Source organism: Microbacterium paraoxydans (assembly GCF_018224615.1).
GTDB lineage: Bacteria > Actinomycetota > Actinomycetes > Actinomycetales > Microbacteriaceae > Microbacterium > Microbacterium paraoxydans_B.
Window position 1 is genome coordinate 67,882 of the sequence record NZ_JAGTUK010000002.1, and the last position, 13,456, is coordinate 81,337.

Sequence of the window (13,456 nt, forward strand, 5' to 3'; positions counted from 1 at the left end):
GACTAAATTCGCTCACTAGATTTAGTCCCGCGATCTACCGACGAAGGGACAACGGTGTCTGCACGACGAACACGCCCGCTGCGCTGGGTCGCCGGAGCGCTCGGCCTTGCCATCGCGGGTGCCGCGCTCACGAGCTGCGCGGCAGGGGACGGGCCGGAGACCATCCGGTTCACCTTCAGCAAGCGCGAGGCCATCCCGTTCATGACCGATCTGGTCGCCGAGTACAACGCCTCCCAGGACGACGTGCGGGTCGAGATCGACACCTCGGGCGTCGACGTCGTCTCGGCGAGCTTCGTCCGCGGCAACCCGCCCGACATCATGCTCGCCAACTACAACTACGAGGTCGCCCGCTTCGTGCAGCGCTGCGCGCTCACCGACCTCTCCGACACCGAGGCTGCCGCGGGCATCCGCGACGATCTGCAGCCGCTCATGGACCAGTACGGGTCGTGCTCGGGCCGCACGAGCGCGCTGCCGTACTCGGTCATGGCCGCGTCGGTCATCTACAACACGCAGATCTTCGAGGAACAGGGACTCGAGGTCCCGCAGACGTGGGACGAGCTCATCGCCGTGTGCGACCAGCTCCGCGAAGCCGGCATCGACCCGTTCTACGGCACCTTCAAGGACGACTGGACCGTGGCGCAGGGCTGGTACGACTACGCGGTCGGAGGATCGCTCGACGTGCTCGACTTCTTCGACGCACTGGCAGCCGAGGGCACCGACGTCGGTCCCGACTCCGAGGTCTCGTTCGAGAAGGACTTCGCCGAGCCGATGGACCGGATGATGCAGCTCGCCGACGACTACACCAACGAGGACGCCCCGAGCCGCGGCTACGGCGACGGCAACCTCGCCTTCGCCAAGGGCGAGGCGGCCATGTACCTCCAGGGGCCGTGGGCCTTCAGCGAGATCGCGAAGACCGACCCCGACCTGCCGCTCGGCACCTTCCCGCTGCCCATGACCGACGACCCGGACGACCTCGCGGTGCGCGTCAACATGGACCTCGCCGCGATGATCCCGGTCGAGTCGCGGCACCAGGAGGCCGCCCGCGACTTCCTGGAGTACCTGTACCTGCCGGAGAACATCGAGGCCTACAACGCCTCGCAGCTCGGCTTCACGCCCACGACCGACGCGGCCCCGCCCGACGACCCGCGCATCGAGGGCATGATCCCCTACTACGACGAAGGCAAGATCTACCAGGGGCCGTCCGTGCTCGTGCCCAAGACGCTCCCGATCTTCAACTACGCGCAGGCCATGGTGCTGGGCGCCTCGCCGTCGTCCATCCTCCGCACGATGGACGCCGACTGGGCCCGCATCGCCTTCCGCGCCCCCCTCCCCACCTCGGAGGATTCCGCCTCGGCCGAGACAGAGGAGTCCGCGCCATGACCACCACCGCCGCCCCCGAGACGGGCGCCAGCACCACCGCGATCGTGACGGGAGGGGAGCGCAAGCTCCGCCGTCACACCCGCCGCGTCGAACCCATCTACTACCTGTTCCTGCTGCCGACGCTCGTGATCTTCACGCTCGCGATCACCGTGCCCGGCGTGATCGGCATCTTCTTCAGCTTCACCGACTCGATCGGCATCGGCGAGTGGAGCTTCAACGGCCTCACGAACTACATCGCCCTGTTCAGCGATCCCGCCATCCTGCAGAGCTATCTGTTCACGTTCGGCTTCTCGATCGCGACCGTGATCGTGGTGAACGTAATCGCGTTCCTGCTCGCGGTGGGGCTCACCTCCCGCATCCGCTTCAAGACGGGGCTGCGGACGATCTTCGTGATCCCGATGGTGATCTCGGGCATCATCATCGCGTACGTCTTCAACTTCCTGTTCTCCAACTCGCTGCCCGCGGCGGGCGCCGCCACCGGCATCCCGTGGCTGGAGACCAGCCTGCTCGCGAACCCCGACCTCGCCTGGGTCGCGATCGTGATCGTCACCGCGTGGCAGGCCGTGCCCGGCACCCTGCTCATCTACATCGCGGGACTGCTGTCGGTGCCGGGGGAGGTGTACGAGGCGGCGAGCATCGACGGGGCGAGCCGCACGCAGCAGCTCACCCGCATCACGATCCCGCTCGTGGCGGGGTACGTCGTGATCAACGTGATCCTCGGCTTCAAGGGCTTCCTCAACGCCTACGACATCATCGTCGGCCTCACCAACGGCGGTCCGGGCACCGCGACCCGCAGCGTCGCCATGACGATCATCGCGGGCTTCAACGGCGGCGACTACGCCTACCAGATGGCCAACGCCACCATCTTCTTCATCGTGGCCGTGCTCATCTCCCTCCTCCAGCTCTCGCTCACCCGCGGAAGGAACACCTTCTGATGACCACGCAGACCCTCACCACCGTCCCCGCCGACGGCCGGAAGAAGCGGGAGAGGATGGAGCGCGTCAACTGGCCGGGCACCATCATCCTGATCCTGTGCACCGCGACCGTCCTGATCCCGCTGTACGTCACGATCTCGATGGCGTTCAAGACCACCGGTCAGGCGGTCGACGGCAACGCGTTCTCGCTGCCGGCGCCATTCAGCATCGACGGCTTCGTGCAGGCGTGGAACCTCACCAAGTTCCCCGTCGGTGCCGCGATCTCCCTGCTCGTCACGGCGGGGACGGTCGCCGCGACGATCGTGCTCGCGGCTTTCGCGTCGTATGCGATCGTGCGCAACTGGGACCGCCGGCTGTTCCGGTACTCCTTCTTCTACCTGCTCGCGGCGATGTTCATCCCGTTCCCGGTCGTGGCGCTGCCGCAGATCCAGCTCACCGGACGCGTCGGGCTCGACAACCCGTTCGGCGTGATCATCCTGGCCACGATGTTCCAGCTCAGCTTCAGCGTGCTGCTGTTCACCGCATTCCTGCGGTCGATCCCGATCGAGCTGGAGGAGAGCGCCCGCATCGACGGGGCGACCACATGGCAGACGTTCTGGCGGCTGATCTTCCCGCTGCTCGCCCCCATGAGCGCCACGGTCGGGATCTTCGCGTTCCTGTACGCCTGGAACGACTTCATGATGCCGTCGCTCATCATCTCCGACCCGGCGCTGCAGACGCTGCCGGTGCGGCAGAACCTGTTCCAGAACCAGTTCAGCAACAACTACAACGTCGCCTTCGCCTCCTACCTGATGGCGATGGCGCCCGCGATCGTCGCCTATCTCTTCACTCAGCGCTGGGTGATGGAGGGCGTGACGCAGGGCGCCGTCAAGGGCTGACCCGACCACCGCAAGAAAGCAAGGAGTTCCACCCCTCATGACCGATTCGCTGCTCACCGAGACCCGCGAAGACGACAAGACCGCGACCTGGTGGCGCCAGGCCGCCGTCTACCAGATTTACCCCCGCAGCTTCGCCGACGCGGACGGCGACGGGCTGGGCGACATCCCGGGCATCGTGTCGCGCGCCGACTACCTCGCCGAACTCGGCATCGACGCGGTGTGGCTGAGCCCGTTCTACCCGTCCGAGCTCGCCGACGGTGGCTACGACGTGGCGGACTACCGCGACGTCGATCCGCGGCTGGGCACGCTCGACGACTTCGACGCCATGGTCGAGGCACTGCACGCCCGCGGCATCCGCGTGGTCGTCGACATCGTCCCCAACCACACGTCCGACCGGCACGCCTGGTTCCAGGAGGCCCTCGCGGCCGGCCGCGGTTCCGCCGCGAGGGAGCGCTACATCTTCCGTGAGGGCAGCGGCCCCGACGGCGCGGAGCCGCCCACCGACTGGGTGTCGGTGTTCGGCGGCAGCGCGTGGGAGCGTGTCGACGACGGCCAGTGGTACCTGCACAACTTCGCGGTGGAGCAGCCCGACCTGAACTGGGACCACCCGGAGGTGCGCGAGGACTTCCTCACGACGCTGCGCTTCTGGTCGGACCGCGGGGTGGACGGCTTCCGCATCGACGTCGCCCACATGCTCACGAAGGACCTCACCGAACCGCTGCCGTCGCGCGCGGAGCTCGACGCGATGGACCGCTCCTCCGGCACGCACCCCATGATCGACCGCGACGACGTGCACGAGATCTACGCCGAGTGGCGCCGGGTGTTCAACGAGTACGACCCGCCGCGCACGGCCGTCGCCGAGGCGTGGGTGGAGACCCCGGAGCGCCGCGCGAAGTACGCCTCGGCCGAGGGGCTGGGTCAGGCGTTCAACTTCGACCTGCTCGTGGCCGACTTCGACGCCGCCGACTTCCAGCGCATCATCGCCGACAACCTCGCCCAGGCGCAGGCTGCGGGCTCGTCGACCACGTGGGTGCTGTCGAATCACGACGTGACCCGCCACGCGACGCGCTACGGCCTGCCGCCGCTGCGCGGCCGCGCGGTCAAGCAGGGCACGGAGTGGGTGCGCGCCGGGGGACCGGAGGAGGGGCTCGACCGCGAGGGCGGACTGCGCCGGGCGCACGCCGCGACCCTGCTGCTGCTCGGCCTTCCCGGCAGCGCCTACCTGTATCAGGGGGAGGAGCTCGGTCTGCACGAGGTCGCCGACATCGCGCCGGAGCAGCGCCAGGACCCCGGGTTCTTCCGTGGCGCCGACTTCGACGGCCTCGGTCGCGACGGCTGCCGCGTGCCGCTGCCGTGGACGGCCTCCGGCAGCTCGTACGGCTTCGGCGAGGGCGGCGCGCATCTGCCGCAGCCGGAGTGGTTCGCCGCGTCCGCGGTCGAGGTGGAGGATGCCGACCCCGCATCCACGCTCAACCTGTACCGCGAGGCCCTGCGGCTGCGGAGGCTGCTGCAGACCGCGGAGACCCTGGAGTGGATCGACACCGGGCGCGCCGACGTGCTGCGGTTCCGTCGCCCGAACGGCTGGGAGGTCGTGACGAACTTCGGCACGGAGCCGTTCGACCTGGGGGTGGCGGCGGATGACGCGGTGCTCGCGACGGTGGCGCTCGACGGCTCCGCGCTGCCGGGCGAGGCGACGGCCTGGATCGCGCCGCAGGGGCTCGTGGCCTGACCCGCGCGTGCCGAGGGCGGAGGGTGCGGTCGCATCCTTCGCCCTCGCGATGTCTCCCCCGGTCCGGTCCGCCGTCGATTTGATAATGGTTCTCATTAGCGTTTACGCTGGCATCATGAAGAAGCCCGTCATCGCCCTCGCTCTCGCCTCCGTCGCCGCCCTCGCGCTGGCCGGATGCTCCAGCACCGCCGCATCGGGACAGGGCGACGACGGCACCCTCACCGTCGTGGCGAGCACCAACGTCTACGGCGACATCGCCGCCCAGATCGGCGGCGACCGCATCGACGTCGAGTCGATCATCACCTCGGCCACGCAGGACCCGCACTCGTACGAGGCCAGTGCCCGCGACCGGCTCACGCTGCAGAAGGCCGACCTCGTGATCGAGAACGGCGGCGGCTACGACGCCTTCATCGACAGCCTGCTGCAGGACGCCGACGACCCGCACGTGGTCACGGCCGTCGAGTACTCCCACGACTTCCCCGGCAACGAGGGTCACGAGGACGACGGCCACGACCACGCCGACGAGTCCACCACCGCCGAGGAGCCGCACGACCACGAGCACGCGGAGGGCGAAGACGGCCACGACCACGCCGGACACGACCACATCGAGGGCTTCAACGAGCACGTCTGGTTCGACCCGCACACCATGGTCCACGTGGTCGAGGCCATCGCCGACGAGCTGACCGCGCTCGACCCCGACGGCGCCGACACGTACAGCGCGAACGCCGACGACCTGGTCGCCGAGCTCGAGGGCTTCGAGGCCGACCTCGAGACGCTCAAGACCCAGGCCGAGGGTAAGACCGTGTTCATGACCGAGCCGCTGCCGGGCTACCTCGCCACCGCCGCGGGCCTCACCGACGTGACGCCCGACGGTTTCGCCGAGGCGGTCGAGGAGGGCAGCGACGTCGCCCCCGCCGTGCTGCTCGAGTCGCTCGACGTGATCGCCTCCGGGCAGGTGACCGCGCTGCTGACCAACGCGCAGACGGGCGGCGCCGAGACCGAGCGCGTGGAGAAGGCGGCGAAGGACGCCGGGGTGCCGGTGGTCGCCTTCACGGAGCTGCTGGAGGACGGATCGTCGTACTCTGAGTGGATGCGTGACGCGATCCAGAGCCTCGCCGCCGCCGTCCAGTCGTGAGCGGCCCGGTCGACCGCGCGACGCCCGTGCTCGAGATCGCCGACGGGGCGCTGCACCGCGGAGACCGCGAGCTCTGGTCCGGCCTCGACCTCACCGTGCAGCCGGGCGAGTTCATCGCGGTGCTCGGCCCCTCCGGCTCGGGCAAGACCACGCTCCTGCGCAGCATCCTCGGCCTTCAGCCCCTCTCGCGCGGCACGATCCGGGTGGCGGGTGAGCCGGTGCACCGCGGCAACGCCCGCATCGGCTACATCCCTCAGCAGCGCGCCATCGCCCCGGACACGAGCATGCGGGCGAGAGACCTGGTGGCGCTCGGCGTGCAGGGCAGCCGGTTCGGGTTCCCGATCCCGCACCGCGGCGACCGCGCCAAGGTCGATGCGCTGCTCGACGCGGTCGGCGCCGCGCACTATGCCGACCGGCGCGTCGGACTGCTGTCGGGCGGTGAGCAGCAGCGGCTCCGGGTGGGTCAGGCGCTCGCCGACGAGCCGGCGCTGCTGCTGTGCGACGAGCCGCTGTCGAACCTCGACCTGGCGAACCAGCTCGGCGTGACCGACATCATCGACCGCCAGCGGCGCGAGCGCGGGGCGGCCGTGCTGTTCGTGACGCACGACATCAACCCGATCCTCGGCCGCGTCGACCGCATCCTCTACATCGCCGGCGGGCGCTTCCTGCTCGGCACTCCGGACGAGGTGCTGCAGACGCGCGTGCTCAGCGACCTCTACGGCACGCCCGTGTTCGTGCTGCGCGCGGGCGACCGGCTGGTCGTGGTGGGCGTGCCCGACGCGGAGCCCCATCACGACCACGATCACGGAGACGTGGCATGACCGCCGCGGCGCTGCTGGTGCCCGCGGTCGGGTGGGACGACATCTTCTCCTTCCAGGACTACGGCGAGCTGGTCGCCCTGCTGGCGAACTCGATCATCGCGGGGGCGGTGCTCGGCATCGTCGGCGGCCTGATCGGCGTGTTCGTGATGCAGCGCGACCTCGCGTTCGCGGTGCACGGCGTGAGCGAGCTGTCGTTCGCAGGTGCCGCGGCGGCGCTGCTGTTCGGGGGGAGCGTGGTCTTCGGCTCGCTCGGCGGGGCGCTGGTCGCGGCGATCCTGATCGGCGTGCTGGGGGCCAAGGCGCGCGACCGCAATTCGATCGTCGGCGTGCTGATGCCGTTCGGCCTGGGCCTCGGCATCTTGTTCCTGTCGCTGTACGACGGGCGCAGTGCCAACCGGTTCAGTCTGCTGACGGGGCAGATCGTGTCGGTGTCGAGCCCCGACCTCGGGTGGCTCATCGGCATCAGCCTGGTGGTGCTGCTGGGGCTGCTGGTGATGTGGAACCCGCTGCGCTTCGACTCGCTCGACCCCGAGTCGGCCGCGGCGCGCGGGGTGCCGACGCGGGCCGTGAGCCTGCTGTTCATGGTGCTGCTGGGGCTCATCGTCGCGGTCAGCGTGCACATCATCGGGGCTCTGCTGGTGATGGCGCTCCTGGTCACCCCGGCGGCCGCGGCCATGCGGATCACGGCGGGTCCGGTCGCGGTGCCGCTGCTCGCCGCGCTGTTCGGGTTCGTCTCGGCGGTGGGCGGGATCCTGCTGGCGCTGGCGGGCACGCTGCCGGTGAGCCCGTACATCACCACGCTGTCGTTCACGATCTACGTCGTGTGCTGGATCGTGCAGAAGACGCGGTCGCGCGTGCGCCGCGTCGCCGCCTGACCGTTCCCGCTGGGAAAACCGGGTCGTCGGCCGCGGCTCCGGTCCCGCCCGCATCCGCTCCCAGCCCTCGCCAACCCCCTCCGGCCTAGAATCGAAGGCATGGCTCAGCGGAACACCTGGCAGCGCGAACGCGTGCGCGAAGCACTCGCCGACGCGCGTGGCTTCGTCAGCGCGCAGAGCCTGCACGCCTCGCTCCGCGACGACAACACCGGCATCGGCCTGGCCACGGTGTACCGCGCACTGGCGGGACTCGCCGCCTCGGGTGATGCCGACTCGCTGCAGAGCCCCGAGGGTGAGGCGCTGTATCGCGCGTGCTCCACGCAGGGGCACCACCACCACCTGATCTGCCGGTCGTGCGGGCTCACGGTCGAGATCGAGGCCAAAGACGTGGAGCAGTGGGCGCACCGCACCGCCGCACTGCACGGATTCACCGATGCCGCCCACGTGGTCGACATCTTCGGCCTCTGCACCCCGTGCGCCAACAAGCGCGAGGCCGCGAGGGCAGCGACAGCGTGAGTTCCACGGCACGAACGGCTCCCCGTCCGGGCCACACGCACCGGCACGCGACACCTCCGCGATCGCCCTGGATCGGTGTCGGGCTGGGCGCCGCGATCGTGGCGGCGCTGTTCCTCATCGACCTCCTGCTTCCCTCGCTGTACCCGGCGTCGCTGCCCACCAGAGCACAGGACGGTCTGACTCTCGCGCTCAGCGTGCTGATCGAGGCGTTGCCGTTCGTGATCCTCGGCGTGCTGCTGTCGATCGTGGTGCAGGTGTGGCTGCCCGCCGACGTCATCCACCGCTGGCTCCCGCGGCGCGCGTGGGCCCGCCGTGCGGTGCTGTCGCTGCTCGGCATGCTGATCCCGGTGTGCGAGTGCGGCAACGTCCCCTTCGCGCGCGGCCTGATGATGCGCGGCCTGGCCCCGGCGGAAGCCCTCACGTTCCTGATCGCCGCGCCGATCGTCAACCCGATCGTGATCCTCACGACGCACGCCGCGTTCGGCTGGGACGGCGGGATCCTCGTCGCTCGTCTGGTGGGCGGCTACCTGATCGCGAACCTGATCGGCTGGATCTACAGCCGTCACCCCTCGCCCGACTCCCTGCTCACCCAGCGCTTCGTCGACACGTGCGAGCGCGTGACGCACGAGCCGGGCACCCCCGTGCGCCGCAGTCTCACGCAGTTCCTGGTGGAGCTGCGGGCCGTCATGCCGGCGCTCGTGATCGGCTCCGCCCTCGCGGGTGCCGTGCAGGTGCTGATCCCGCGCGACGTGCTCCTCGCGATCGGCTCGAACCCGGTGCTGTCGATCGTGGCGATGATGCTCCTCGCGATCGTGGTCGCCATCTGCTCCAACGTCGACGCGTTCTTCGCGCTGTCGTTCGCATCCACGTTCTCGTCCGGGGCGATCGTGGCGTTCCTGCTGGTCGGGCCACTCGTCGACATCAAGATGCTCGCGCTCATGCGCACCACCTTCACGGCGCGCACGCTCGTCGGGATCACCGCCGTCGTGCTGGCCGCGGCCTTCGCGATCGGGATCGGGGTGAACGTCTTTGTCTGAGCAGCAGATCTCGCGCCGTCGCGCTCTCGCCACCCGGTGGCTGGGCGTGGGCCTCGCGTCCGCGGTCGCGGTGGTCACGCTCGGCCTCGCTGTGACCGGGCGCCTGACGCTCTACATCAGCCCCGAGTCGGTGTGGTTCGCGAGCGCCGCGGCCGTGGTGACCTTGGCCGGGGCGGTGTGGTCGTGCACGCTGCCGCTCGGCGCGGAGGGCGACCACGACCACGGACACGACCACGCCGCCGCGGAGCCCGAGCCGGTGGACGGCGAGGCCCCACGCGCGACGCCCTCTCCGCGGCGCACCCTGGCCGGAGTCGGCGCGGTCGCGGGCGGCGTGGTCGCCACCGGGGTCGTGGCCGCGGCGCTCGTGCTGCCGCCCGCCTCGCTCTCGGTCGAGCTGGCCATGTCGCGCGCGGGGGAGCAGTCGACGCTGTTCGCCGGGGCCGACACCGTGGCCCTGGGGGTCGCGGACACCTCGACGTTCGGCATCGGCGACTGGGCCAGCGTGTTCGCGGGTGCCACCAACACGGCTGCGTACGACGGGGCGCCGGTCACCCTGACCGGCTTCGTCACCCCGGCGGGCAAGGGCGACGGCGTGAACCTCACGCGACTCGTCATCACGCACTGTGTGATCGACGCGCAGACCGCGGCGCTGCCGACCGACGTCGACCCCGGCGAGTACGAGACGGGGCAGTGGGTCGAGGTGAAGGGCACGGTGCGCGCCGACGCCGACGGCAAGCTGCGCATCGAGCCGACGGACGTCGTCGCGATCGACGAGCCGAAGGACCCCTATGAGTACTGACGACGAGCGCCGCGAGTCGCCCGCCGTGCCGCGCACGCGCGCCGAACTGCGCGCCGCGCGGGAGGCGGCGGAGCGCGCGGCCGCCGAGTCGGTCTCGCTGGTCGAGGGTGAGGGTCCCGCCCCCGCCGCGGCGCCAGAGCCGTCCGCACCGGCCGCAGCGTCCACCGAGCCGTCCGCACCCGCGATCCCCGTTGCTCCCGAGCCCGTGTTCGCCCCCGCCGTCCCTTCCGCGTCCGAGGAGCCGGTCGAGACCGAGGTCGAGGGGACCGATGACACCGCGCCGGGGTGGCGGCCGGCCGACGCCCCGCCCGCGGACGGTACCGGCGCGCCGGCGACGCCGTCCCCCCGGATGTCACGCCGGTTCCTGCTGACGATCGGGGCCGTGCTCGGCGTGCTGGTGCTGGTCGGCACGGGTTTCGGCATCGTCAGCCTGCTGCAGGGTCCGCGCATCTCCGAGGTGCAGGTCGACGGTGCCCAGGCGATCGAGTCCTCCGGCAGCCGGCTGATCCTGACCGCCAACCAGCCGCTCGCGGCGATCGACGCCGACCAGGTGTCGGTGGAGCCGAAGGTGCCGTTCACGGTCGACGCGGCCGGGCGCGGTGTGGGCGTGCGCTTCACCGTGCCGCTCGACGACGACACCACCTATACGGTCACCGTCTCCGATGTCACGGGTGCGAGCGGCGGGCCGTCGGCCGAGCTGACCACGAGCTTCACGACCCCGGCCTCGACCATGTTCCTGCTGCGGCGAGACGTCGACGGCGACGACACGATCTTCCGCACCGACCTGAGCGGCGAGAACGCGGTGCCGGTGTTCTCGCACCCGCGGATCAACGACTTCCGCGCCACGTCGAGCCGCCTGGTCGCCTCGGTCGAGGAGGACGACGGTTCGCACCTGCTCGTGATGGACCGCGACGGCAAGGAACAGCGCGAGCTGACGCTGCCCGGCGAGGGCTACGTCGGAGAGATCCAGGTGTCCGAGCGCGGCAACCTCGTGGGCTACAGCTACTCCGACCGCGAGCTCAGCGACACCGAGGGTCGCGCGAGCGTGCTCGTCACGCAGTCGCTGAGCGGCGACGACGAGCCCCAGATCATCGAGGTCGCGGGTGAGGAGGCGAGCGTGTTCGTGTGGCAGTTCGTGCCGGACAGCGCCGCCGTGCTCTTCATCGATTTCGACGGCGCACTCGCCCTGGTCGACCGTTCCGCCGACACGGGGGTGCAGTCCCTCGGGCTCGCCACGACCATCCAGGGCATCTCCCGCGGCACGTACACCGCGATCGTGGAGCGCCTCGACGGCACGGTGGTCGAGCTCAACCTGACCGACGGGTCGGAGCAGCCGCTCGCGGCATCGACCCCCGACTACGGCACGGCCACCACGATCACGCCGTTCCCGGGCGGCACGCTGCGTCACGTCGTCTCGCGCGACGATGCTGGGCTGCCGATCGGGCAGGCGGTCGTGCGCGTGGACGACGAGGGGGCGGCGGAACCGCTGGTCGAGGTGGGCTCGAGCGACTCGATCCTCCAGGCGTGCGCCTCGCCGAGCGGACAGTACGCGGCCGTCGTGGTCGCCCCCGACATGGCGAACAACCCCTACGACGGCATGCTGCTGCCGCTCCCGGAGCGCGTCGAGACCCACCTGATCGATATGGACTCGGGGGAGGAGCTCGTGGCCCTCACCGGCTTCGACGCCTCCTGGTGTCAGACGGCGCCGCGGTTCTGACGTGTCGCCCGCCCCGCTGCGACGCGTGACCCGCGACGACGTGATGCGCTCCGCCGTCGACGTGGCGCCCACCCTCCTCGGCGCCGAGCTGCGCACCCTGGTGCTCGAGGGCGGCGTTCCCGTGGAGGTGCGGGTGCGCATCACCGAGGTCGAGGCGTATCACGGGCAGGGCACGGGCGACCGCGCCGACCCCGGTTCGCACGCCCGCATGGGTCGCACGGCGCGCAACGCCACGATGTGGGGCGAGCCGGGACACCTGTACGTGTACCTGAGTCACGGCATCCACTCGTGCGTGAACGTGGCGTGCGGGCCGGAGGGCCAGGGCGACGGCGTGCTGCTGCGCGCGGGCGAGGTGGTGGCGGGCGAGGAGGCTGCTGCCGTTCGCCGGGGGGCCGTGCTCCCGCTCGGTCGCACGGCGCGGCGCGACCTCGCGCGGGGACCAGGGCGGCTGGGCCAGGCGGTGGGTCTTCGGCACGCGCTGCACGACGGGATCGACGCGGTCACGGGGGAGGAGCGCCACGGTGCCCGCGCGGAACTGTGGCTCGGGTCGCCGGTCGCGGACGTGGCGCAGGGACCCAGGGTCGGTGTCGCGGGGGTCGCCGGGACGGACGCCTTCCCGTGGCGGTTCTGGATCCCGGGCGACCCGACCGTGTCGGCGTTCCGGTGGGGGCGGGGTGCGGCGGAGGCTGCGGCACAGCGCGCGGCGTCGTCCGTGCTAGACTGACTCTTTGTCTGCGCACGCTCCTGTGCGTAGTTCGCATGCTTCCCCTTCCGCGGCCGAGAGATCGGCGGGTCGAGGCCGCGTGCAGACAAGGGATCTTGGGTGGGGCCGTCCGGCCTCACGGTAATGAAGGAGTCATCATCATGGCAGCAGTGTGCCAGGTGACCGGAGCTGTTCCCGGCTTCGGTCACAACGTCTCGCACTCGCACCGCCGGACGAAGCGTCGCTTCGACCCGAACGTGCAGAAGAAGACCTATTTCGTGCCGTCGCTCGGCCGTAAGATCACCCTCAACGTGTCCGCCAAGGGCATCAAGGTGATCGACGCGCGCGGCATCGAGAACGTCGTCAAGGACCTCCAGGCGAAGGGTGTGAAGCTCTAATGGCCAAGAAGGCTCAGGACGTTCGTCCGATCATCAAGCTGCGTTCGACGGCGGGTACGGGCTACACGTACGTGACCAAGAAGAACCGCCGCAACACCCCCGACCGCCTCGTGCTCAAGAAGTACGACCCGGTCATCCGTCAGCACGTCGAATTCCGAGAGGAGCGTTGATCCATGGCTAAGAAGAGCAAGATCGCGCGCAACGAGCAGCGCAAGGTCATCGTCGAGCGCTACGCCGAGCGTCGTGCCGAGCTGAAGAAGACCCTGGTCGACCCGAACGCCACCGACGAGGCCCGCGAGGCCGCCCGCGTCGGCCTGCAGAAGCTGCCGCGCAACGCGTCGCCGGCTCGCGTGCGTTCGCGCGACGTCATCGACGGCCGCCCCCGTGGTGTGCTCACGAAGTTCGGCATCTCGCGTGTCCGCTTCCGTGACATGGCGCACCGTGGCGAGCTGCCCGGCGTCACCAAGTCGAGCTGGTAAGTCACAGCAGACAGCCGAAAGGGGCGAGGATCTTCGGATCCTCGCCCCTTTCGC

Annotated in this window: 15 protein-coding genes; all 15 read left to right on the plus strand. The window is 70.3% G+C overall.

Translation table 11 applies throughout. The annotated features are described in order from the left end of the window. Window positions 1-54: 54 nt before the first annotated feature. The 15 genes from KE274_RS05960 (at window position 55) to rpsN (ending at window position 13,402) form a co-directional block, all read left to right on the plus strand. Window positions 55-1,380 carry an ABC transporter substrate-binding protein gene (locus tag KE274_RS05960; RefSeq protein WP_211541840.1) on the plus strand — a complete coding sequence of 442 codons (1,326 nt, stop codon included), beginning with the start codon at window positions 55-57 and terminating at the stop codon, window positions 1,378-1,380. Then, on the plus strand, window positions 1,377-2,315 hold the full coding sequence (locus tag KE274_RS05965) for a carbohydrate ABC transporter permease (RefSeq protein WP_211541842.1): 939 nt from the start codon (window positions 1,377-1,379) through the stop codon (window positions 2,313-2,315). Before KE274_RS05960 ends, KE274_RS05965 begins: the two co-directional genes overlap by 4 nt. After that, window positions 2,315-3,193 carry a carbohydrate ABC transporter permease gene (locus KE274_RS05970; RefSeq protein WP_211541844.1) on the plus strand — a complete coding sequence of 293 codons (879 nt, stop codon included), beginning with the start codon at window positions 2,315-2,317 and terminating at the stop codon, window positions 3,191-3,193. The genes KE274_RS05965 and KE274_RS05970 overlap by 1 nt, the downstream gene beginning before the upstream one ends. 37 nt (window positions 3,194-3,230) lie before the next feature. Beyond that, window positions 3,231-4,922 carry a glycoside hydrolase family 13 protein gene (locus KE274_RS05975; RefSeq protein WP_211541846.1) on the plus strand — a complete coding sequence of 564 codons (1,692 nt, stop codon included), beginning with the start codon at window positions 3,231-3,233 and terminating at the stop codon, window positions 4,920-4,922. A gap of 115 nt (window positions 4,923-5,037) precedes the next feature. Beyond that, window positions 5,038-6,057, plus strand: a complete 1,020-nt coding sequence (locus tag KE274_RS05980; RefSeq protein WP_211541848.1) for a metal ABC transporter solute-binding protein, Zn/Mn family — start codon at window positions 5,038-5,040, stop codon at window positions 6,055-6,057. Next, window positions 6,054-6,878: a metal ABC transporter ATP-binding protein gene (locus KE274_RS05985; protein ID WP_211541850.1), complete on the plus strand. Its 825-nt coding sequence runs from the start codon at window positions 6,054-6,056 to the stop codon at window positions 6,876-6,878. Before KE274_RS05980 ends, KE274_RS05985 begins: the two co-directional genes overlap by 4 nt. Further along, on the plus strand, window positions 6,875-7,753 hold the full coding sequence (locus KE274_RS05990; RefSeq protein ID WP_249186114.1) for a metal ABC transporter permease: 879 nt from the start codon (window positions 6,875-6,877) through the stop codon (window positions 7,751-7,753). Before KE274_RS05985 ends, KE274_RS05990 begins: the two co-directional genes overlap by 4 nt. 99 nt (window positions 7,754-7,852) lie before the next feature. After that, the gene (locus KE274_RS05995) at window positions 7,853-8,269 is read left to right on the plus strand and encodes a Fur family transcriptional regulator (protein WP_211541851.1); all 417 of its coding nucleotides are present in this window, start codon (window positions 7,853-7,855) and stop codon (window positions 8,267-8,269) included. Then, on the plus strand, window positions 8,266-9,306 hold the full coding sequence (locus KE274_RS06000) for a permease (protein ID WP_211541853.1): 1,041 nt from the start codon (window positions 8,266-8,268) through the stop codon (window positions 9,304-9,306). The genes KE274_RS05995 and KE274_RS06000 overlap by 4 nt, the downstream gene beginning before the upstream one ends. Further along, entirely contained in the window at window positions 9,299-10,105 is an 807-nt protein-coding gene (locus tag KE274_RS06005; protein ID WP_211541855.1) for a TIGR03943 family putative permease subunit, read from the plus strand. Before KE274_RS06000 ends, KE274_RS06005 begins: the two co-directional genes overlap by 8 nt. Further along, window positions 10,095-11,822: an Ig-like domain-containing protein gene (locus KE274_RS06010; protein WP_249186115.1), complete on the plus strand. Its 1,728-nt coding sequence runs from the start codon at window positions 10,095-10,097 to the stop codon at window positions 11,820-11,822. Before KE274_RS06005 ends, KE274_RS06010 begins: the two co-directional genes overlap by 11 nt. A 1-nt stretch (window position 11,823) precedes the next feature. After that, on the plus strand, window positions 11,824-12,546 hold the full coding sequence (locus KE274_RS06015; RefSeq protein ID WP_307872160.1) for a DNA-3-methyladenine glycosylase: 723 nt from the start codon (window positions 11,824-11,826) through the stop codon (window positions 12,544-12,546). A 140-nt stretch (window positions 12,547-12,686) separates the two neighbouring features. Continuing rightward, entirely contained in the window at window positions 12,687-12,923 is a 237-nt protein-coding gene (gene rpmB, locus KE274_RS06020) for a 50S ribosomal protein L28 (RefSeq protein ID WP_025102729.1), read from the plus strand. Then, complete coding sequence (gene rpmG / locus KE274_RS06025) at window positions 12,923-13,093, plus strand: 50S ribosomal protein L33 (protein WP_017203558.1); 171 nt, start codon at window positions 12,923-12,925, stop codon at window positions 13,091-13,093. The genes rpmB and rpmG overlap by 1 nt, the downstream gene beginning before the upstream one ends. A gap of 3 nt (window positions 13,094-13,096) precedes the next feature. Then, window positions 13,097-13,402, plus strand: coding sequence for a 30S ribosomal protein S14 (rpsN, locus tag KE274_RS06030; RefSeq protein ID WP_017829734.1), 306 nt, complete (start codon window positions 13,097-13,099; stop codon window positions 13,400-13,402). The last annotated feature ends 54 nt before the right edge of the window (window positions 13,403-13,456 follow it).

Bases quoted from the DNA above. Each gene is read 5' to 3' on its own strand.
- KE274_RS05995 (WP_211541851.1), top strand. From the start codon at position 7,853: ATGGCTCAGCGGAACACCTGGCAGCGCGAACGCGTGCGCGAAGCACTC.
- KE274_RS06010 (WP_249186115.1), top strand. From the start codon at position 10,095: ATGAGTACTGACGACGAGCGCCGCGAGTCGCCCGCCGTGCCGCGCACG.
- rpsN (WP_017829734.1), top strand. From the start codon at position 13,097: ATGGCTAAGAAGAGCAAGATCGCGCGCAACGAGCAGCGCAAGGTCATC.
- rpmG (WP_017203558.1), top strand. From the start codon at position 12,923: ATGGCCAAGAAGGCTCAGGACGTTCGTCCGATCATCAAGCTGCGTTCG.
- KE274_RS05970 (WP_211541844.1), top strand. From the start codon at position 2,315: ATGACCACGCAGACCCTCACCACCGTCCCCGCCGACGGCCGGAAGAAG.
- KE274_RS05965 (WP_211541842.1), top strand. From the start codon at position 1,377: ATGACCACCACCGCCGCCCCCGAGACGGGCGCCAGCACCACCGCGATC.
- rpmB (WP_025102729.1), top strand. From the start codon at position 12,687: ATGGCAGCAGTGTGCCAGGTGACCGGAGCTGTTCCCGGCTTCGGTCAC.
- KE274_RS05990 (WP_249186114.1), top strand. From the start codon at position 6,875: ATGACCGCCGCGGCGCTGCTGGTGCCCGCGGTCGGGTGGGACGACATC.
- KE274_RS05975 (WP_211541846.1), top strand. From the start codon at position 3,231: ATGACCGATTCGCTGCTCACCGAGACCCGCGAAGACGACAAGACCGCG.
- KE274_RS05980 (WP_211541848.1), top strand. From the start codon at position 5,038: ATGAAGAAGCCCGTCATCGCCCTCGCTCTCGCCTCCGTCGCCGCCCTC.